The sequence below is a fragment of the Tessaracoccus zhenghani genome (assembly GCF_055326325.1).
Genome location: NZ_JBUZNQ010000003.1, coordinates 394,512 through 415,163, shown reverse-complemented (window position 1 = coordinate 415,163; position 20,652 = coordinate 394,512). Strand labels below are relative to the sequence as shown.

General features: G+C 68.7%; 13 protein-coding genes. 11 read left to right on the top strand and 2 right to left on the bottom strand.

The genetic code is table 11. The features are described from left to right. Nucleotides 1-64 precede the first annotated feature (64 nt). Entirely contained in the window at nucleotides 65-1,363 is a 1,299-nt protein-coding gene (locus ACZK4S_RS09060) for a citrate synthase (RefSeq protein ID WP_463644030.1), read from the top strand. A 39-nt stretch (nucleotides 1,364-1,402) separates the two neighbouring features. Further along, nucleotides 1,403-2,509, top strand: coding sequence for an HD domain-containing protein (locus tag ACZK4S_RS09055; protein WP_463644029.1), 1,107 nt, complete (start codon nucleotides 1,403-1,405; stop codon nucleotides 2,507-2,509). 16 nt (nucleotides 2,510-2,525) lie between these two features. Here ACZK4S_RS09055 and ACZK4S_RS09050 read toward each other — a convergent pair whose 3' ends face one another. Next, nucleotides 2,526-3,290 (bottom strand): ABC transporter permease, encoded by a 765-nt coding sequence (locus ACZK4S_RS09050; protein WP_459397592.1) that lies wholly within the window; start codon nucleotides 3,288-3,290, stop codon nucleotides 2,526-2,528. Between the two features lie 56 nt (nucleotides 3,291-3,346). On the opposite strand from ACZK4S_RS09050, the gene dnaG reads away from it, so the two are divergent. The 3 genes from dnaG to ACZK4S_RS09035 all read left to right on the top strand — a co-directional run bounded on the left by dnaG (nucleotide 3,347) and on the right by ACZK4S_RS09035 (nucleotide 7,244). Next, nucleotides 3,347-5,185: a DNA primase gene (gene dnaG / locus ACZK4S_RS09045; RefSeq protein WP_463644028.1), complete on the top strand. Its 1,839-nt coding sequence runs from the start codon at nucleotides 3,347-3,349 to the stop codon at nucleotides 5,183-5,185. 98 nt (nucleotides 5,186-5,283) lie between these two features. After that, nucleotides 5,284-5,649 carry a DUF485 domain-containing protein gene (locus ACZK4S_RS09040; protein ID WP_076059045.1) on the top strand — a complete coding sequence of 122 codons (366 nt, stop codon included), beginning with the start codon at nucleotides 5,284-5,286 and terminating at the stop codon, nucleotides 5,647-5,649. After that, on the top strand, nucleotides 5,649-7,244 hold the full coding sequence (locus ACZK4S_RS09035; RefSeq protein WP_076059042.1) for a monocarboxylic acid transporter: 1,596 nt from the start codon (nucleotides 5,649-5,651) through the stop codon (nucleotides 7,242-7,244). The genes ACZK4S_RS09040 and ACZK4S_RS09035 overlap by 1 nt, the downstream gene beginning before the upstream one ends. 10 nt (nucleotides 7,245-7,254) lie before the next feature. On the opposite strand, the gene ACZK4S_RS09030 is transcribed toward ACZK4S_RS09035, so the two are convergent. After that, the gene (locus ACZK4S_RS09030) at nucleotides 7,255-8,097 is read right to left on the bottom strand and encodes a sigma-70 family RNA polymerase sigma factor (RefSeq protein WP_143570863.1); all 843 of its coding nucleotides are present in this window, start codon (nucleotides 8,095-8,097) and stop codon (nucleotides 7,255-7,257) included. 104 nt (nucleotides 8,098-8,201) lie between these two features. On the opposite strand from ACZK4S_RS09030, the gene ACZK4S_RS09025 reads away from it, so the two are divergent. The 6 genes from ACZK4S_RS09025 to ACZK4S_RS09000 all read left to right on the top strand — a co-directional run bounded on the left by ACZK4S_RS09025 (nucleotide 8,202) and on the right by ACZK4S_RS09000 (nucleotide 20,644). Then, nucleotides 8,202-8,699, top strand: coding sequence for a hypothetical protein (locus tag ACZK4S_RS09025; protein ID WP_076059037.1), 498 nt, complete (start codon nucleotides 8,202-8,204; stop codon nucleotides 8,697-8,699). A 168-nt stretch (nucleotides 8,700-8,867) separates the two neighbouring features. After that, complete coding sequence (gene gltB, locus ACZK4S_RS09020) at nucleotides 8,868-13,397, top strand: glutamate synthase large subunit (protein ID WP_463644027.1); 4,530 nt, start codon at nucleotides 8,868-8,870, stop codon at nucleotides 13,395-13,397. Then, a complete protein-coding gene (gltD, locus tag ACZK4S_RS09015) occupies nucleotides 13,390-14,856 on the top strand; it encodes a glutamate synthase subunit beta (RefSeq protein WP_463644026.1) in 1,467 nt (488 codons plus the stop codon). Before gltB ends, gltD begins: the two co-directional genes overlap by 8 nt. 12 nt (nucleotides 14,857-14,868) lie before the next feature. Beyond that, a complete protein-coding gene (locus ACZK4S_RS09010; RefSeq protein WP_198928195.1) occupies nucleotides 14,869-16,452 on the top strand; it encodes an aspartate:alanine exchanger family transporter in 1,584 nt (527 codons plus the stop codon). A 129-nt stretch (nucleotides 16,453-16,581) separates the two neighbouring features. Next, a complete protein-coding gene (gene dnaE / locus ACZK4S_RS09005; protein ID WP_463644139.1) occupies nucleotides 16,582-20,082 on the top strand; it encodes a DNA polymerase III subunit alpha in 3,501 nt (1,166 codons plus the stop codon). Beyond that, nucleotides 20,075-20,644, top strand: a complete 570-nt coding sequence (locus ACZK4S_RS09000) for a hypothetical protein (protein ID WP_076059027.1) — start codon at nucleotides 20,075-20,077, stop codon at nucleotides 20,642-20,644. Before dnaE ends, ACZK4S_RS09000 begins: the two co-directional genes overlap by 8 nt. Nucleotides 20,645-20,652 lie beyond the last annotated feature (8 nt).

Genomic DNA, 20,652 nt, shown 5'->3' with positions numbered 1-20,652 from the left:
TGAGCCCGCACGGGCGTCGTCTGTAGGTTTGACGCACCCAGCCCTCCTCCAGGGGGCTCTGGACATGGAGGTGCCCATGCAGGAGTACGCCACCATCACGATCGACGGTGCCGAGCACCGGCTGCCGATCGTCACCGGCACAGAGGGCGAGCGCGCGATCGACATCGCGCACCTCAGGCAGGACACCGGCCTCATCACCCTGGACCCGGGGTACGCGAACACCGGCTCGGCGCAGTCGGCCATCACCTTCATCGACGGGGAGAAGGGCATCCTGCGTTACCGCGGCGTGCCGATCGAAGACCTGGCCGAGCGCTCGAGCTTCATCGAGACCGCCGAACTGCTGATCTTCGGCGAACTCCCCGACGAGGACGAACGCGCCAACTTCCGATCGCTGCTCACGGAGAACTCCGCGCTGCACCGCGACATGCGCAAGCACTTCGACGGATTCCCGGTCAACGCGCACCCGATGAGCATCCTGTCGTCGATGATCAACGCCCTGCAGGCGCACGACATGCCGGAGCACGGCTTCACCACCGGCAACGGTTTCCGTGAGGCGGCCGCGAGCCTGCTCGCGAAGACCCGCACCATCGCCGCCGCGTCCTACAAGTCGCACGTCGGCCAGCCCATCGCCTACCCCCGCTACGATCTGCCGTACGCAGAGAACTTCCTCCACATGATGTTCTCGGTGCCGTACCGCGACTATGAGCCCACCCCCGAAGTGGCCCACGCGCTCAACATGTTCCTCGTCCTGCACGCGGACCACGAGCAGAACTGCTCCACGTCGACGGTCCGCATGGTGGCGTCCTCCGGCGCGAACCTGTACGCGGCCGTCTCGGCCGGCGTGAACGCGCTCTGGGGCCCGCTGCACGGCGGCGCCAACATGGGCGTGATCGACATGTTGGAGCAGATCAACGAGGGGTCCTGGACGGCCAAGCAGTACGTCGACCGCGCCAAGGACAAGAAGTCCGGCATCAAACTCATGGGCTTCGGGCATCGGGTCTACCGCAACTTCGACCCGCGGGCCAAGATCCTCAAGGAGGCCGCGGACAAGCTCCTCGACGCCATGCACATCGACGACCCCCTGTTGGACATCGCCCGGGAGGTGGAACAGGCGGCGCTGACCGACGAGTACTTCGCCTCCCGCAGGCTGTACCCGAACGTCGACTTCTACTCCGGCATCATCCTGCGTGCCATCGGCATCCCGGTGGACATGTTCACCGTGCTGTTCGCCATCGGACGCACGCCAGGGTGGATCGCGCACTGGAAGGAAGTCACCGACGACGCCAAGCAGCGGATCTACCGGCCCCGGCAGGTCTACGTCGGCCCCCAGCTGTCGCAGTGGGTGCCGCGCAACGAGCGCTGATCGGTCGGCTGCCCACCAGGCCCGTTAGGCTGGGGGCCGATGAACGAGATCCTGCCCCGCACGAAGCTCTGGGCGCACACGATGCGCGGCCACGGCGACGACGTGATCACCGCGCACAGCTCGTCGTCGGCCCGCATCAGCGCCCGGCCGCCGCGTGAGCGTGCCCAGCGGGAAGAACTGGAACGCGCGCTCTATGTGCCGGAGGCGACCTTCGCGTCCGGCGCCGGGAACCGCGCCCGGGCGGAGGCGCCGGACCGGATGCGCACCTGCTTCGAGCGCGACCGCGACCGCATCGTGCATTCAGCCGCCTTCCGCAGGCTGGCGGGGAAGACGCAGGTGGTGGTCTACCCGACGGATCACCAGCGCACGCGCCTCACGCACGCCATCGAGGTGGCTCAGTGCGCCATCGCCATGGCCCGCGGGATCGGCGTCAACGTGACGTTGACGGACGCGATCGCGCTCGGCCACGACTGTGGGCACGGGCCGGGGGGACACGCCTCAGAGGACGCCTTCGACGAGTTCATCGCCACCGGCTACGACCACGGGCCCTGGGGCGCCGACGTGGTGCTCGAACCCCTCAACCTGACGTTGGAGACGCTCGACGGCATCCGCAACCATTCCTGGTCCCGCCCGGCGCCCTCCACCATCGAGGGGGAGATCGTCAGTTGGGCCGACCGGATCGCATACTGCGCCCACGATCTCGAGGACGCCGTATACGCCGGCATCGTCAACCTCGCGGACCTGCCTCCCGTGATCCGTGACGTGGTGGGCACCACCCGCCGCGAGCAGTTGGCCACGTTCATCAACGCGGTGATCGTGACCACGGGCGAGACCGGCACCGTCGGCATGGATGCGACGACGGCCGAGGCCCTCGCCGAACTGCGGCGGTTCAACTACGAACGGATCTACACGCGGCCCGAGTCCGTGGCGCAGTCCAGCACGGTCGTGGCCGTGTTGCGCGACCTTGTGAACTTCTATCTGGAGAACCCGCGGGCCTTGCCGCAGGAGTACCACGGGGACGACCTCGTGCGCGGCGCCGTCGCCTATGTGGGCGGGATGACGGACCGGTTCGCCTTCGAGCAGGCGCAGCGTCGCCTTGGCTGGGACCCGTCCAGGTTGCCCCGGGGCATCGGCCGCGGAGCCTGACCCGGTAAGCGTCCGGTCAGGCGTGCAGCTTGACGGCGAGGTCCGGCGGCAGGAGCCACGTCCTGGTCGACAGCCAGCGCGCGGCCACCGCAGTGCACACCTGGCCGGCGTTGATGCCCACGAGCACCAGCAGTTGGGCCGCGGCGGCGTCCCAGGCGGAACCGCCGCCGAGCAGCACGCCGATGTAGGCGCCGGGCAGCGTCACCAGTCCCACCGTCCGGGTCTGGTCCAGCGAGGGGATGAGCGCCTCATGGAGCGTGGGGGAGACGACGTTGCGGATGGCCCTTCCCCGCTCCACCCCGAGCGCCAGCCAGGCCTCGTACTCATCGTGGCGGTTACGCAGCTCCGCGAAGTTCCGGCGGCCCGCCAGCGTGTGCGCGGTCATCATGTTGCCCACCATGATTCCCGCGATCGGCACGATCGACGGGCCGGTCAGGGGCGCAGTGCCGGTGGCGAAGATGATCGTCAGGACGGGCACGGCGCCTGCCGCCATTGCGACGGCCACCGCAAGGTGCCCCCGGAGCCCCTTGATGTCGGTGCGCTGCGCCGTGGTGAGGACGCCGACGATGAACATGACGAACACGAAGGCGAAGGCCAGCGCCCAGTGGGAGAGCGCGAAACCGACGAGGAACGAGACAAGCAACAGCTGCACGGCCGCGCGCAGGGCGACCCAGGGGATGGTGCGCCACACGGACACACGGCCCCACAGCGCCACCCCGGCTCCCAGCGCCACGAGCAGCACCAGGCCGACGGCCAACGGCCAGCCGATTGCGATCTCCATCCAGCCTCCGATCCACCCGAACTCTATCGCTGCCGGGTTGCGGCTAGAGTTGCGGAGTGGCTGGCCGGATCAATGAGGAGGACATCGCAACCGTCCGGGAACGGGCTCGGATCGACGATGTGATTCGCGACTACGTCATGCTCCGCAACGCCGGCTCCGGTTCCTTCAAGGGCCTGTGCCCCTTCCACGACGAGAAGACCCCCAGCTTCACCGTCACACCGGCACGCGGCTTCTACTACTGCTTCGGTTGCGGCGAGGGCGGCGACGTCATCAACTTCCTGATGCGCCAGCAGAACCTCGGGTTCCAGGAATCCGTCCAGATGCTCGCAGACCGCTTCGGCGTCGACCTCCGCATCGAGGACGATGGCGTCCCGGGCCAGCCGCCCGGTCTCCGCAAGCGGGTGCTCGAGGCCAACGAGGCCGCGCAGGAGTTCTTCGCCGACCAGTTGGAGTCGGCAGAAGCGGTGGAGGCCCGCCGCTTCCTCCACGGCCGCGACTTCGACCGCGCCGTCGCCCAGCGCTTCACCGTCGGCTACGCCCCTCGGCACGGCTGGGCGTTGCACCAGACCCTCAAGGCCAAGGGCTTCACCGACGACGTGCTGAAGACCGCGGGTCTGATCCGCGACGGGGGCCGGGACTTCTTCACCGGTCGCGTCCTCTGGCCCATCCGCGATTCCGCCCAGGCCGTGCTCGGCTTCGGTGCCCGGCGCATCTACGACGACGACCGGCTGCCGGCCAAGTACATCAACACCCCGGAGTCCCCGGTCTACAAGAAGTCGCACGTCCTGTACGGCCTCGACCTGGCGCGCCGCGAGATCGGCCGCAAACAGCAGGCCGTGATCGTCGAGGGCTACACCGACGTGATGGCCGCCCACCTGGCCGGCGTGGAGACCGCCATCGCCTCGTGCGGCACGGCCTTCGGCGACGACCACGCGCGCCTGCTGCAGAGGCTGATGGGCACGCAGGGCGGCCTGCACGGCGAGGTCATCTTCACCTTCGACGGCGACAAGGCGGGCCAGGCGGCTGCGCTCAAGGTCTTCAAGGGCGACCAGAACTTCATCTCCCAGACCTACGTCGCCGTCGAACCCACCGGCCTCGACCCCTGCGACCTGCGGCTGCAGCAGGGCGAGGCGGCGGTCCGCGAGCTCGTGGCGCGACGCATCCCGCTGTACCAGTTCGTGATGAACAACATCGCGAAGAGCTACGACCTGGACAGGGCCGACGGCAGGCTGGCGGCGGCACGGGAAGGCGCCGAACTCATCAGCGCGATCCGCGACCAGTCGCTGGTCAACCAGTACCTCCGTGAGCTGGCCGGGGTGCTGGGCATGGACGTCGACGACGTGCGCCGCGAAGCCGGCCGCTTCGGCCGCCGCAATGCCGGTGCGCCGGTTGAACCCCCGCCGCCCCCGGCGCCTGAGGAGCGCGCCGCCGAGCCCGGCTGGCCCAATCCGAACGATCCGCATCTGCGGCTCGAACGCGATTCGCTGAAGCTGATGCTGCAACACCCCGTCACTTTCGACACGGCCTGGAACTCCGTGGTGGAGGAGGATTTCACGCACCCCGGGTACCGCGCCGTCTTCCGGCTGCTGTCCGGGGTGGAGTACGGCGAGAACTGGTCAGACCGCGTCCGCGCGGCGGCGCCCAATGAGCTGGTGGCCCAACTGGTGGTCGCGCTGCTTGTGGAACCCCTGTTCCGGGAGCCCGACGAAAGTTATTCACTGGCGCACACGGCACAGTTGCAACTCACCCGGGTGACGCACGAGATCGCCGACGTGAAGTCGAAGCTGCAGCGGACCGACCCGGTCAAGGACCCGACGGGGCACCGCTCGCAGTTCGCACACCTGACCCAGTTGGAGATGAAACGCAAACAACTACAGCATGTAGGACTAGCCTGACAGCAGGCAGTTGCAGGCAAATTCTTGCAATCGCTCAACGCATCTGCGTATTATCTTGACGTCGAGACAATGTGGTCTCGCCGACCTTCAGGAGAACGATGTCCCAAGGCCGAACAACCGAACCCTCCCCGATCCAGAACAACAGCCGTGAGGTCTTCCTGGAAGTGGCCCGCTCCCAGCGGTTCCAGCAGCTGCGCTCGCGCTTCCGCAACTTCGCCTTCCCGATGACCATCGCCGGGCTGGCCTCGTACTTCACCTTCGTGGTGCTGTCCATCTTCGCCGTTGACTTCATGTCCTCGCCGTTCCTCGGCCTCGAGGGCGTCAACGTCGGGTTGGTGATCGGCTTCTTCCAGTTCGCCCTCGTGTGGGTCTGGACAGCCATCTACGTCAACTACGCCAACACAAAGCTGGACCCGGTCTCGGCTGAGCTCAAGCAGGAACTCATCGAGAAGGGGGCGGTGTGATGCTGCTCGAGACCCAGTACGGCAATCCCTGGATCAACATCGCCGTGTTCGCCGTGTTCGTCCTGGCGACGCTCACCGTCGTCATCGTCGTCAGCCGCCAGAAGACCAAGGCGACCGACTTCTACACCGGCGGCGCCAAGTTCTCCGGCCGGCAGAACGGACTCGCCATCACAGGCGACTACCTCTCGGCCGCGGCCTTCCTCGGCGTGACCGGAGCCATCGCGCTCTACGGTTACGACGGCTTCCTGTACTCGGTGGGCTTCTTCGTCGCGCTGCTCCTGGCGCTGTACCTCGTGGCAGAGCCGATGCGCAACACGGGCAAGTACACCATGGCCGACGTCCTGAGCTTCCGCATGGAACAGAAGCCCATCCGGACCGCCGCAGCCACGTCCACCCTGATCATCTCGCTGGTCTACCTGCTGGCGCAGATGGCCGGCGCGGGTGGCCTCGTCGCGCTGCTGCTGGGTGTGACCGACAAGTCCATGCAGGGCGTCGTCATCGGCCTGGTGGGCGTGCTCATGGTCGGTTACGTGCTGATCGGCGGGATGAAGGGCACCACCTGGGTGCAGATGATCAAGGCCGTGCTGCTGGTCACGGGCGCCGCCATCATGACCTTCCTGGTGCTCATGGGCGACGGCTTCAACTTCGACAAGCTGGCCATGGCCGCAGACGCGGCGGCCAACAACGACCTGCTCGCCCCCATGCAGCAGTACGGCACGTCCATCTGGACCAAACTGTCGTTCCTGTCGCTGTCCATCGCGCTGATCGCCGGCCCTTCGGGCCTGCCGCACGTGCTGATGCGCTTCTACACCGTGCCGACGGCGAAGGAGGCCCGCCGCTCGGCGGTCTGGGCCATCATCCTGGTGGGCATCTTCTTCCTGTTCACCCTCGTCCTCGGCCTCGGTGCGGCCAAGCTCGTGGGTCAGGACGCCATCATGGCCGCCCCCGGCGCCCAGAACTCCGCGGCCCCGTTGCTGGCGCTCAACCTCGGCGGTGAGGTCTTCATGGGCATCATCTCCGGCGTGGCCTTCGCCACCATCCTCGCGGTGGTCGCGGGGCTCACCATCACGGCGTCTGCGTCGTTCGCCCACGATGTGTACAACAACATCATCAAGGACGGCAAGGCTGATCCCGCCCAGGAGGTGAAGGTCGCGCGCTACACCTCCGTGGTGGTGGGCTTCCTCGCCATCCTCGGTGGCATCGTCGCCAACGGCCAGAACATCGCCTTCCTCATCTCGCTGGCGTTCGCCGTGGCGGCCTCCGCCAACCTGCCGTCGATCCTGTACACCCTGTACTGGAAGCGGTTCAACACTCGCGGGTCCGTCTGGTCGATCTACACCGGTCTCATCTCCGCGACCGTGCTGATCGTCTTCTCCCCGGCCATCTCCGGCTCCAAGACGGCGATGCTGGGGGAGGCGATCGACTTCTCCTGGTTCCCGCTGACGAACCCCGCCCTGGTCAGCGTGCCGCTGGCCTTCCTGGCGGGCTATCTGGGCACGATCTCCTCGCCCACACGCGGTGACGACGAGTTCGCCATCGAGATGGAGGTCCGCTCCATGACCGGCGCCGGTGCCGGCGAGGCCATCTCGCACTGAGCCCGGCCCTTCACCCGACGGCGGCGGCCGCCTCACTGTAGGCGGCCGCCGCCGTCGTGCGTTCCCCGGCCAAGAGGAGGCGGGCGGCCTCCAGCGCCTCCCGCTCCCACCGGCTGACCGTGGAGGGGGAGGCCTGCATGATCTGCGCAATCTCCGCCAGCGTGCGGGCCTGCCCCGTGAGCCCGAAGCGCAACTGCAGGAGCCGGCGATGCCGGGGCACGAGGAGGGTCAGGAAATCCAGGCCCTGCCCGTGGCACGGCTCGTAGCTCAGGTGCGCAAGCCCGGTGCTCTCCAGCGCGACGTCGAGACTCACGTGCCGGATGCGGCCCCTGCGGGCGGCGGTGGGGGACAGGCCCATCGCCGTCACCACGGTGTCGACGGCGGATTCGGAGTCGGCCAGGCCGCGGGCGTCCATGGCGCGGACCGCCATGCGCGCGGCCCGTCTGTCCGCCCGGCTGACGGTGGGCCGGCCGATCCAGTGGCGGCCACCGTCCGCCAGTTCGCGCATGAGGTATTCGTGGACGAACGTGGAGAACCTGATCCCGCGGGCGTGGTCGTAGCGGCGGATCGCCTCGCCCACCGCCACGCAACCGTCCTGGAAGAGTTCGTCCTCGGGCAGGCCGGACAGATAGGCGGTACGGCGGGCGTATTTGAGGGCCATGCGGATCCCCACCCACGCGAACCGTTCGGCGGCCCGCCGCCCCAGCGCCACCACTGCCGGCAACAGCGGGTCCAGCCTCCCCTCCTCGAGCAGGTGGTGGGCATACAGGCCGGCCTCCACCGCCCTGGCCAGCTGGGCGTCCTCGCCTGTGGCGAGCATGACGTGGGGGAGATCGAGCTCTGGGATCTTCATGTCGCCCACCCTGCCGAGCGGACGGGCCGTGTCGGCCCGCACGGCTGGGGATGTGGACAACACGCGACGGACAACACTTCTTTTCCACAGGGCACAATGGGCCCATGGCGTTCTTCAAGCGGCCCACCCGCGTCGATTTCTCAGGCCTTGCGGCCCTCCTGGGCGCGCAGCCCCACGTCCTGGCCCACGGCATCGGCGACGGCGATGTCGTCCTCGCGATCACGCGCGAGGAACTGGCGCTGCGCCGCGAGGGCCAGTGGCAGGTGTGGCGGTGGGAACTGGTGGCGGGCGGCTCCTGGAACGGCGAATCAGGCACGTTCACGTGGCGCACGATGGACGGCGAACGCTTCGAGGCGGCGCTGACCGAGGAGAACCGCGTGCCGGAGGCCTTCCGGGAGCGGGTGCTGGCGTCGACGCTGATCCAGTCCGTGGTGGATGCCAGGCCGCGCGGGCAGGTACAGGTCGTCGGCCGGCGCAGCCTTTCCCCTGTCCCGCAGACGCACTGGTACGCCGTGCCCTCGGGCGGTGCGGACCTGAACGACCCGGTCACCCGCGAGGCCGTGGTGGCAGAGACGGACAGGCTGCGCACCGAGTACTTCTAGCCGCTGAGGGGCGGCGGCGGGCTCTTTTCGTTTCGGTCGCGTTACAAGCTTTTTAAGCTCTTTCGTATGGTGCTGGATTGCGTTGCGCCGGATCAGCGGCGGACTTACTGTTCTTTCCGGCCACCGGGCACCTGGTGGTGTCACGCCCTGAATCCAGGAGGATCCGCCATGACGAGACGTGTGTTCCCACAGCGCGAGAAGGTCGGCCTCTACGATCCGGTCAACGAGCACGACGCGTGCGGCGTGGCCTTCGTGGCCCAGCTCGACGGGGTGGCGCGCCACGACATCGTCGCGAAGGGGCTGGAAGCACTCCGGAACCTTGACCACCGCGGCGCGACCGGTGCCGACACGGCTGCGGGCGACGGCGCCGGCATCCTGATCCAGGTGCCGGACGCGTTCCTGCGCGGCGTGCTCGACGTCAAGCTGCCCGACGCGGGGGAGTACGCCGTCGGCCTGGCGTTCCTTCCCACCGACGGGGCGGAGCGTGCCGCCGCCAAGGAGGCCATCGGGGCCATCGCCGAGGAGGTGGACCTCGACGTGCTCGCCTGGCGCGAGGTGCCCGTCGACACCCACACGTTGTCGCCCATCTCCGTGGGCGCGATGCCCCACTTCGAGCAGTTGGTGGTGGCGGGCCGTGAAGACCAGTCGGGCATAGACCTCGACAGGTTCACGTTCGTCCTGCGCCGTCGTGTGCAGCACGAGGTGGGCATCTACTTCGCGTCCCTGTCATCGCGCACGCTCGTCTACAAGGGCATGCTGACCACGGACCAGCTCGAAGAAGTCTTCCCCGAGTTGCATGACGACCGGGTCGCCTCGGCGCTGGCGCTGGTGCACTCGCGCTTCTCCACCAACACCTTCCCGGCCTGGGAACTGGCCCATCCCTACCGGATGATCGCCCACAACGGCGAGATCAACACCGTCCGCGGCAACCGCAACTGGATGCGGGCCCGCGAAGCCCTGCTCACCAGCGACAAGATCCCCGGCTCGCTGTCCAGGCTGTTCCCGATCTGCACCCCCGAAGGCTCTGACTCCGCCTCCTTCGACGAGGTGCTGGAACTCCTGCACCTGGGCGGCCGGTCACTGCCGCACGCCGTCCTCATGATGATTCCCGAGGCCTGGGAGTCGCACGCGGAGATGGACCCGGACCGCCGCGCGTTCTACGAGTTCCACTCCATGATCATGGAGCCCTGGGACGGTCCCGCCTGTATGACCTTCACCGACGGCTCCGTCATCGGCGCGTGCCTCGACCGCAACGGGCTGCGCCCCGGCCGCTACTGGGAGACCCGCGACGGGCTGGTCGTCTTCGCCTCGGAGGCAGGCGTGCTGCCCATCGCGCACGCGGACGTGGTGCGCAAGGGCCGGCTGCAGCCGGGCCGCATGCTGCTCGTGGACCTCGACCGGCACGCCATCGTCTCCGACGACGACGTGAAGGGTGCGCTCGCCGCCGAGCACCCCTACCGCCAGTGGGTGGCCGACAACAAGATCGAGCTCGACGAGTTGCCGAGCCGCGCGCACATCGTGCACTCGCACGCCTCCGTCACGCGCCGACAGCAGGTGTTCGGCTACTCCCACGAGGAACTGCGCTCGATCATCGCGCCGATGGCCAACACCGGCGTCGAGGCGATCGGCTCGATGGGCACCGACGCGCCCATCGCGGTGCTCAGCCAGCGGCCCCGGCTGATCTTCGACTACTTCAAGCAACTCTTCGCCCAGGTCACCAACCCGCCGCTCGACGCGATCCGCGAGGAGCTGGTCACCTCACTCACGGCGAAGATCGGGCCCGAGCGGAACCTGCTCGAGCCGGTGCCTGCGGCGGCCCGCATGATCATCATGAACCGGCCCATCCTCGACTCGGAGCAGCTGGCCAAGATCGTGCGCCTCGGCCGCGACGGCGACCTCCCCGGGTACGCCACCCACGTCGTGCACGGGCTCTACAAGGTGACCGGCGGTGGCCGCGCGCTGGCCCGCAAGCTGGAGGAGATCTGCGACGAGGTGTCTGCCGCCATCCGCGGTGGCGCCCGCGCCATCGTCCTGTCGGACCGCCATTCGACTGCGGAGCTGGCGCCCATCCCGTCGCTGCTGCTGACCGCAGCCGTGCACCACCACCTCGTCCGCGAGAAGACCCGCACCCAGGTGGGGCTCGTCGTCGAGGCCGGAGACGTGCGCGAGGTGCACCACGTTGCGCTGCTGCTCGGCTACGGCGCGGCGGCGGTCAACCCCTACCTCGTCTTCGAAACGGCCGAAGACCTCGCGCGCCGCGAGATCTACGTCGACGTCAGCCCCGAGAAGGCCATCGCCAACGTGGCCAAGGCCCTCTCCAAGGGCGTGCTCAAGGTGATGAGCAAGATGGGCGTGAGCACCATCGCCTCCTACACCGGCGCCCAGATCTTCGAGTGCGTCGGCCTCAGCGAGCAGGTCGTCGAGCGGTACTTCACCGGCACCACCAGCCGCCTCGGCGGGTTGGGGCTGGACGAGGTCGCCGATGAGATCATGGCCCGCCACGAGCTGGGCTACCCGGCCGACGGCATCCCCCTGGCCCACCGCGACCTCCTGGTGGGCGGCGAATACCAGTGGCGCCGCGAGGGCGAACCCCACCTGTTCGACCCGGAGACGGTCTTCCGCCTCCAGCACTCGACGCAGGCCGGCGACTACGACGCGTTCAAGAAGTACTCGGCGCTCGTGAACGACAACTCCGCACGCATCATGACGCTGCGCTCGCTCATGGAGTTCACCGGTACCGAGCCGATCAGCATCGACGAGGTGGAGCCGATCAGTTCGATCGTGAAGCGGTTCTCCACCGGCGCGATGAGCTACGGCTCGATCTCGATGGAGGCCCACCAGACGCTCGCCGTCGCGATGAACCGGCTGGGCGCGAAGTCCAACACCGGCGAGGGCGGCGAGGACCCGGAGCGGCTGCACGACCCGCTGCGCCGCTCCGCCATCAAGCAGGTGGCCTCCGGCCGCTTCGGCGTCACCTCCGAGTACCTCACCTACGCCGACGACATCCAGATCAAGATGGCGCAGGGCGCCAAGCCCGGCGAGGGTGGCCAGCTGCCCGGCAACAAGGTCTACCCCTGGGTGGCCCGCACGCGGCACTCGACGCCGGGCGTCGGCCTCATCTCGCCGCCGCCGCACCACGACATCTACTCGATCGAGGACCTCAAGCAGCTCATCCACGACCTGAAGTGCGCCAACCCGTCGGCCCGTATCCACGTGAAGCTCGTCTCCGAGATCGGCGTGGGCACGGTGGCGGCGGGCGTCAGCAAGGCCAAGGCGGACGTCGTGCTCATCTCGGGCCACGACGGCGGCACCGGGGCGGCCCCGCTCACCTCCGTCAAGCACGCCGGCGCCCCGTGGGAGCTCGGCCTGGCCGAGACGCAGCAGACGCTGCTCCTCAACGGCCTGCGCGACCGCATCGTCGTGCAGTGCGACGGCCAGCTCAAGACGGGCCGCGACGTGCTCGTGGCCGCGCTGCTGGGCGCCGAGGAGTTCGGCTTCGCCACCGCTCCGCTGGTGGTGTCCGGCTGCGTCATGATGCGCGTGTGCCACAAGGACACCTGCCCCGTGGGCGTTGCGACGCAGAACCCCGAACTGCGCGGCAAGTTCCACGGCGACCCGGACCATGTCGTCAACTTCTTCGAGTTCATCGCCCAGGAGGTGCGCGAACTGCTCGCGTCGCTTGGCCTGCGCTCGATTGAGGAGGCGGTTGGCCGCGTCGACCTGCTCGACGTCAGCCGTGCCGTCGGGCACTGGAAGACGCAGGGCCTTGACCTGTCGCCCATCCTCGCGCAGATCGACGTCCCCGAGGGCACCCGCCGCTACCGCACCGTCGAGCAGGACCACGGCCTCGATGCCAAGCTCGATGTCGAACTGATCCGCCTGGCGGAACCGGCCCTCACCCACGGGGAACTGGTGCGCCACACCCTGCCGGTGCGCAACGTGGACCGGACGGTGGGCACCATGCTTGGCCACCACGTCACGCGGGTCACCGAAGGCATCGGCCTGGAGCCGGGCACCATCGACTTCACCCTCACCGGCACCGGTGGCCAGAGCTTCGGGGCGTTCCTGCCCCGGGGGGTCACGCTGCGTCTCATCGGCGACTCCAACGACTACTTCGGCAAGGGCCTGTCCGGCGGTCGGCTGATCGTCACCCCGCCGTCGGAGGTGTCGTTCGACCCGGCTGACCAGATCGTCGCCGGCAACGTGATCGGCTACGGCGCCACGTCCGGGCAGCTGTTCCTGCGCGGCCGGGTGGGCGAGCGCTTCTGCGTGCGCAACTCCGGGGCCAGCGCCGTCGTCGAGGGCGTGGGCGACCACGGCTGTGAATACATGACCGGCGGCGAGGTGCTGGTGCTCGGACCCACCGGGCGCAACTTCGCCGCAGGCATGTCCGGCGGTGTCGCCTGGGTGCTCGACCTCAACCCGCTCCGGCTCAACACCGAGCTGGTGGACCCCGCCCCGCTCAGCCACGCCGACCTCGCCCGGATCCGCGCGCTCATGGAGGAACACCGCCAGGAGACCGGCTCCGCCGTGGCCGACGGGCTGCTCGCGCTCAGCGACTTCGAATTGGGCCGCCGCTTCACCAAGCTGGAGCCGCGCGACTACGCCCGCATCATGGCCGTCCAGGCGCAGTCCCTGGCCGACGGCCTCGACGAGAACCAGACCACCGAGCTGATGATGGAGGCCGCACATGGCTGATCCCAAGGGTTTCATGACCACCCCGCGCGAGGTCGCCGCCCGCCGCCCCGTCGAGGAGCGCGTGCACGACTGGCAAGAGGTGTACCCCGGTACGCCCGGACGGGCGCTGCTGCCGATCATCACCAAGCAGGCCGGCCGGTGCATGGACTGCGGCATCCCGTTCTGCCACAACGGCTGCCCGTTGGGCAACCTCATCCCCGAGTGGAACGACCTCGTGTGGCGCGACGAGTGGCAGCCGGCCCTGGAGCGTCTGCACGCCACCAACAACTTCCCCGAGTTCACCGGCCGACTGTGCCCCGCGCCCTGTGAGACGGCCTGCGTCGTGGGCATCAACCGCGACCCCGTGACGATCAAGAACGTCGAGGTCGCGATCATCGACAAGGCGTGGGACGACTCGCGCGTCGTGCCGCAGCAGCCGGAGTGGCACACCGCCAAGACGGTAGCCGTGGTCGGATCCGGGCCCGCGGGACTGGCCGCCGCGCAGCAGCTGACCAGGGCCGGGCACACCGTCGTCGTGTACGAGCGGGCAGACGCCGTCGGCGGGCTGCTGCGCTACGGCATCCCGGAGTTCAAGCTGGAGAAGTCGGTGGTCACCCGCCGCCTGAAGCAGATGGTGCTCGAGGGGACCCAGTTCAAGACCGGCGTGGAGATCGGCGTCGACATCAGCGCCGCGGACTTGCGCGAACAGTACGAGGCCGTGGTCCTGGCCATCGGGGCCACCGCTGCCCGCGACCTGCCGGTGCCCGGCCGCGAACTGGGCGGCATCCACCAGGCGATGGAGTTCCTGCCGCAGGCCAACCGGGCCGCGCTGGGCGAGAGCGTCGAGGGCCAGATCACGGCGGAGGGCCGCGACGTCGTCATCATCGGCGGCGGCGACACCGGCGCGGACTGCCTCGGCACCTCCATCCGCCAGGGGGCGCGCTCCATCACCCAGTTGGAGATCATGCCGATGCCGCCGGAGGTCCGGCCCGCGGGTCAACCCTGGCCCACGTACCCGATGACCTTCAAGGTCTCGTCGGCGCACGAGGAGGGCGGCGACCGCATGTACGCCGTCTCCACCCTGCAGTTCGTCGGCGACGACGACGGCCGGGTCGCCGGGCTGGAGATCGTCGAGGTGCGCTTCGACGCCGGCCGCTTCGAGGCCGTCGAGGGAACTGAGCGCCACATCCCCGCGCAGCTCGTGCTGCTGGCCATGGGCTTCACCGGCCCGGAGCAGACCGGCCTGGTGCAGGAACTCGGCCTGGAGCTCGACCCGCGCGGCAACATCCTGCGCGACGCGGACTTCGCGACGAACGTGCCGGGCGTGTTCGCCTGTGGCGACGCGGGCCGTGGCCAGTCGCTGATCGTCTGGGCGATCGCCGAGGGCCGCTCCTGCGCTATGGGCGTCGACAAGTACCTGAGTGGCTCGTCGAAGCTGCCCAGGCCCATCGGACCGGAGGTGCGGCAACTCCTCGTGTGATCGGCGAGTAGCCTGACCCGTGTGCTCGACCTCCTCACCTCCTCACCGCTCCTGACGATCATGCTCGTGGTGGCGCTCGGCGCCGCCGTCGGCATGATCCCGTTCGGACCGTTGCGGTTCGGGGCGGCGGGGGCGCTGTTCGTGGGCCTGTTCTTCGGCGCGCTGGAACCGGCGCTGGGGGAGGGTCTGGGCCTGGTGTCGACGCTCGGGCTGGCGCTGTTCGTCTACACCGTGGGCGTCGCCGCCGGCGAGACGTTCTTCGCCGACCTGCGCAGGCAACTTCCCTTCATGGGGCTCGCGGTGGGCGTCATCGCCGTCGTGACGGTGGTGGCGATCCTGCTGGGCAGCGCCTTCGGGCTAGGCCCCGGCATGATCGCGGGCGTGTTGGCCGGTGCTCTGACGTCGACCCCCGCCCTCGCAGCGGCGACGGCCGCGACCGGCAGCGCCGAAGCCGCCGTCGGCTACTCGCTGGGCTACCCGGTGGGCGTGGTGCTGGCCATCATCGTGGTCGCGCTCGTGGTGAACCGGCGGTGGCCGGGCCGCAAGGACGAGCCGTCCGCCAACGCCGAGGGCATCGTCGCTGAATCCGTGGAGGTGGACCGCACCTCCTCGCTGCGCCTGGTGCCCGGTTGGGCCGATGAGGCCATCAAGATGAGCTACCTGGTGCGCGACGGCCGCACCCGCGTCGTGTCGCCCGGCGAGGAACTGCTGCCGGGGGACCGCGTCCTCGTGGTGGGGGCGCCCAACGCGGTGGGCCGGGCGGTGGAGTTCCTCGGCACGCGGCTGGAGCAGGAACTCACCACGGACCGCGGTTCCGTGGACTTCCGCCGCTTCGTCGTCTCCTCGAACCACGTGGCCGGCCACTCGGTGGCGCAACTGAACCTCCCCAGCCGGTTCGGCGGGGTGATCACGCGGGTGCGCCGCGGCGACGCGGACCTGCTGGCGCGCGACGACCTCGTCCTGCAACTGGGCGACCGGGTCCTCGCGGTGGGCCCCCAACGCGACCTCGACGCCATGGGCTCCTTCTTCGGCGACTCCGAGCGCAAGGTCTCAGAGGTGGATGCGCTGGGGCTCGGCCTGGGCCTCGTGCTGGGCCTGCTGCTGGGGGCGGTCACCGTCCCGCTGCCCGGAGGGATCGACTTCTCGCTCGGCCCCGCGGCCGGCCCGCTCGTCGTGGGCATGATCCTGGGTGCCATGCACCGCACCGGCCCGCTGCTCTGGTCCATCCCGTTGTCGGTGAACCTGACCATCCGCCAGCTCGGGCTGCTGCTGTTCCTCGCGACGGTGGGGCTGGCGTCCGGCCCCATGTTCGCGTCGCAGGCCCTGACCGGCACGGGTCTCCGCGCCGGTGCCCTGGCGGCCGCGGTGGTCATCGCCTCAGCTGTCGCGTTCCTGGCCGGAGCCCGCACCATGGGGCTGTCGGCACCGCGGGCAGCAGGCGGTTTCGCCGGCTACATCGGCCAGCCGGCGATCCTGGCCTTCGCGAACGAGCGCGTGAACGACGACAGGGTCGAGGCAGGCTACGCGGCGCTGTTCGCACTGGGCATCATCGCCAAGATCGTGGCGGTCCAGGTGCTCGCGGCAATGATGGGCTGACCCGGCGGGCCGTCACCAGAAGGGGGACCGACGGTGGCAGGGTAAGCTGTGGAGCCGTTGGTCCGTAGTGGAGGTTGGTTGTCTGTGGCTGAGAATTTCGTTCACCTGCACTGCCACACGGAGTTCTCGATGCTCGATGGCGCGGCCCGCATCCACGACCTGTTCAAGGGCGCGGAGAAGATGGGCATGCCGGCCCTCGCCATGACAGACCACGGCAATCTCTACGGTGCCTACGAGTTCTACAAGGCCTCCAAGAACTACGACGTCAAGCCGATCATCGGCCTCGAGGCCTACCTGACGCCGCGCACCCACCGCTCTGAGCGCAAGCGCGTGCAGTTCGGCGACGGTACCGGCGACGACGTCGCGTCGAAGGGCGCCTACACCCACATGACGATGTGGGCCTCCAACAACGAGGGCATGCACAACCTCTTCAGGCTCTCCACCAGGAGCTCCCTCGAGGGCTTCTTCTACAAGCCGCGCGCAGACCGGGAACTGCTCCACCAGTACGGCAAGGGCCTGCTGGCCACGACGGGGTGCCCGTCGGGCGAGGTGCAGACCTTCCTGCGCCTGGGGCAGTACGACAACGCCCGCGCCGCCGCCGCGGAGTTCCGCGACATCTTCGGGGAGGGCAACTTCTACGTCGAACTGATGGACCACGGCCTCGATATCGAGACCAGGGTCCGCAAGGACCTGCTGCGCCTGGCGAAGGACCTCTCGCTGCCGCTCGTGGCCACCAACGACCTCCACTACGTGCACGCCCACGATGCAGACGCCCACGACACCCTGCTCTGCGTCTCGGCCGGCTCGCGGAAGGCGGAGATCAGCCGCTTCAAGTTCGACGGCAACGGGTACTACCTCAAGTCCGCCGAGGAGATGCGCTCGCTGTTCCGGGAACTGCCGGAGGCGTGCGACAACACGCTCGCCATCGCGGAGCGGATCGAGACGAAGTTCGACGAGGGCATGGGCACCTACATGCCCCGGTACCCCGTCCCGGAGGGCGAGACCGAGGACTCCTGGTTCCACAAGGAGGTCGAACGCGGCCTGCAGGCGCGCTACCACGGCAACATCTCCCAGGAGGTGCGTGAACGCGCCGAGTTCGAGACCAGCATCATCGCCTCCATGGGCTTCACCGGCTACTTCCTCGTGGTGGCGGACTTCATCAACTGGGCCAAGAAGAACGGCATCCGGGTCGGCCCCGGCCGTGGCTCGGGTGCAGGTTCCATCTGCGCCTACGCGCTGCGCATCACCGATCTCTGCCCGCTGCAGCACGGCCTCCTGTTCGAGCGGTTCCTGAACCCGGAACGCGTCTCGATGCCGGACTTCGACATCGACTTCGATGATCGCCGCCGCGGCGAAGTCATCCAGTACGTGTCGGAGAAGTACGGCAACGACAAGGTCGCCCAGATCATCACGTACGGCTCCATCAAGGCGAAGGCCGCGGTGAAGGACTCCGCGCGCGTGCTCGACATGCCGTTCGCCATCGGCGAGCAGATCACCAAGGCCATGCCGGCAGACGTCATGGGCAAGGGCGTGTCGCTGGCAGACCTGTTCAACGAGCAGCACAAGCGCTACGCCGAGGGCAACGAGTTCCGCGAGCTGTACCAGTCGTCGCCGGACGTGCGCACCGTCGTCGACACGGCCAAGGGCCTGGAAGGGCTGAAGCGCCAGTGGGGCGTCCACGCCGCGGGCGTGATCATGAGTTCGCATTCGCTGATCGACATCATCCCGCTCATGAAGCGCGAGGCCGACGGTGCGATCATCACGCAGTTCGATTACCCCGGCTGCGAGTCCCTCGGACTGATCAAGATGGACTTCCTGGGGTTGCGCAACCTCACCGTCCTCGACGACGCGGTGCGCAACATCAAGTTGAACCGCGACTTCGACCTCGACCTGGACGCCCTCGTCGAGGACATGACCGACAAGGCCGCCTACGACCTGCTGGCCAGCGGCGACACCCTGGGCATCTTCCAGCTCGACGGCGGTGGCATGCGCACCCTGCTGCGCCTCATGCAGCCGGACCATTTCGAGGACATCTCCGCGGCGCTGGCCCTGTACCGGCCCGGGCCCATGGGCGCCCAGTCCCACACCAACTACGCCCTGCGCAAGACCGGCCAGCAGGAGATCGTCCCGATCCACCCGGAGCTCGAGGAACCACTCGCGGACATCCTCTCCACCACCTACGGCCTGATCGTCTACCAGGAGCAGGTCCAGCAGATCGCCCAGCGCGTCGCCGGCTACTCGCTGGGCAAGGCAGACCTGCTGCGCCGCGCGATGGGCAAGAAGAAGAAGGAGGTCCTCGACGCGGAGTTCGTGCCGTTCTCCGAGGGCATGCGGGCCAACGGCTTCTCCGACGGTGCCATCAAGGCGCTGTGGGAGATCCTGATCCCGTTCTCCGACTACGCCTTCAACAAGGCGCACACCGCGGCCTACGGCGTCATCTCCTACTGGACGGCCTACCTCAAGGCGAAGTACCCCGTCGAATACATGGCGGCGCTGCTCCAGTCGGTGCGCGACGACAAGGACAAGTCCGCCCAGTACCTCGCCGAATGCCGCCGCATGGGCATCGAGGTGCTGCCGCCGGACGTGAACTCCTCCGAGGTCATGTTCACGCCAGTGGGCGAGCACATCCGCTTCGGCCTGGGCGCCGTCCGCAACGTCGGCGACAAGGTGGTCACCGCCTGGGTGGAGGAGCGCAAGCGCCTCGGCCCCGCGTCGGACTTCCACGACTTCCTGGACAAGGCGCCGCTGCTGATCTGCAACAAGCGCGTGGTCGAATCGCTGATCAAGGCCGGGGCCTTCGACGAGATGGGCCACGCCCGCCGAGCGCTCATGAGCATCTATGAGAACGCCGTCGACGCGGTCATCGACCTCAAGCGCAACGCCGAACACGGCCAGGACGGGTTCGACTTCGGTTTCGGTGCCGAGGTCGACGACACCAGCTCCGCGCTGCGCGACACGGTGCCGGAGATGGACGAGTGGGACCGCCGCACCAAGCTCGGCTTCGAGCGCGAGATGCTGGGCCTCTACGTGTCGGACCACCCGCTCAACGGGCTCGAGCACGTCCTGCAGGCCAACTCCGAGCGGTCGATCTCCTCGGTCGCCTCCCCGGACGGCTACCGCGGCCCCACCAAGGTGTGTGGCCTCATCACGTCGGTGGCCCGCCGCGTCAACAAGGCCGGCAACATCTGGGCCATCATCAGCGTGGAGGACCTCACCAGCTCGCTGGAGGTCACGGTCTTCCCCCGGGTCTACGACCAGGTGGCGCAGTACCTGGAGCCGGACACCATCATCGCCATCAGCGGCGTGGCCGAGGACGGCGAGGACCGCGGCCGGATGCGGGCCCAGCAGATCATCACGCCACACGTCAGCGCCGAAGGTAACGTCGGCCCGCTCGCCCTGTCCCTGCCCGCGGTGCGCTGCACCCCCGGCCTGGTGAACCGCCTGAAGGAGATCCTCGCCCTGTACCCCGGCGCGGCCGAGGTGCACCTCAGCCTCCGCACCGGCGACACCATCAAGACCTTCCGCCTCGGCGACGGTTACCGGGTGAACCTCACGTCGGCGCTCTTCGCAGACCTGAAGGCCGTCCTGGGGCCGGCCTGCGTCGGCATGGGACGGGGCGCTGATGTCTGACGGCCTCCTCGTCGTCACCCGGCGCAGCCAACTCGCCGAACTGTGGGACAACAGCTGGTGGCGCCTGATCGTCTTCGTCGCCGCCTCGGTGCTGGTGGGCGCCCTCGGAGGTCTCCTCTGGGCCGCCACCGCGCCCCGGCCCACGTACCAGATCCAGGAGGACCTCACCGCCCTGATCTCCGAACGCGGGCAGGCCGCCATGATCGGCGCCGACGCCAGCTTCGTGCTGATCACCGGGATCATCGGGGCCGCCGTGGGCCTCGTCGGCTGGTTCGTCCTGTACCGCCGCGGTTGGCTCGTGATCGTTGGATCCGTCCTGGCCGCAGTCGCGGCCGCGCTCATGACGTGGCGGCTGGGGCTGGTCGTGGGCACCACCGGGTTCGCGCAGCGGCTGGCTTCGGCCTCGGCCGGCGATGTCGTCGCGGTGGACCTCCAACTGCGGTCCCTGGCCGCCCTGATGGTGGCCCCCTTCACCGCGATCACCCCTGTCATGCTGCTCGCTGCGTTCTGGCCGGAACCAGGGGATGAGCAGGAGTCCGAGGAGCCTGAGCCCACGCAGTAGGATGGCTT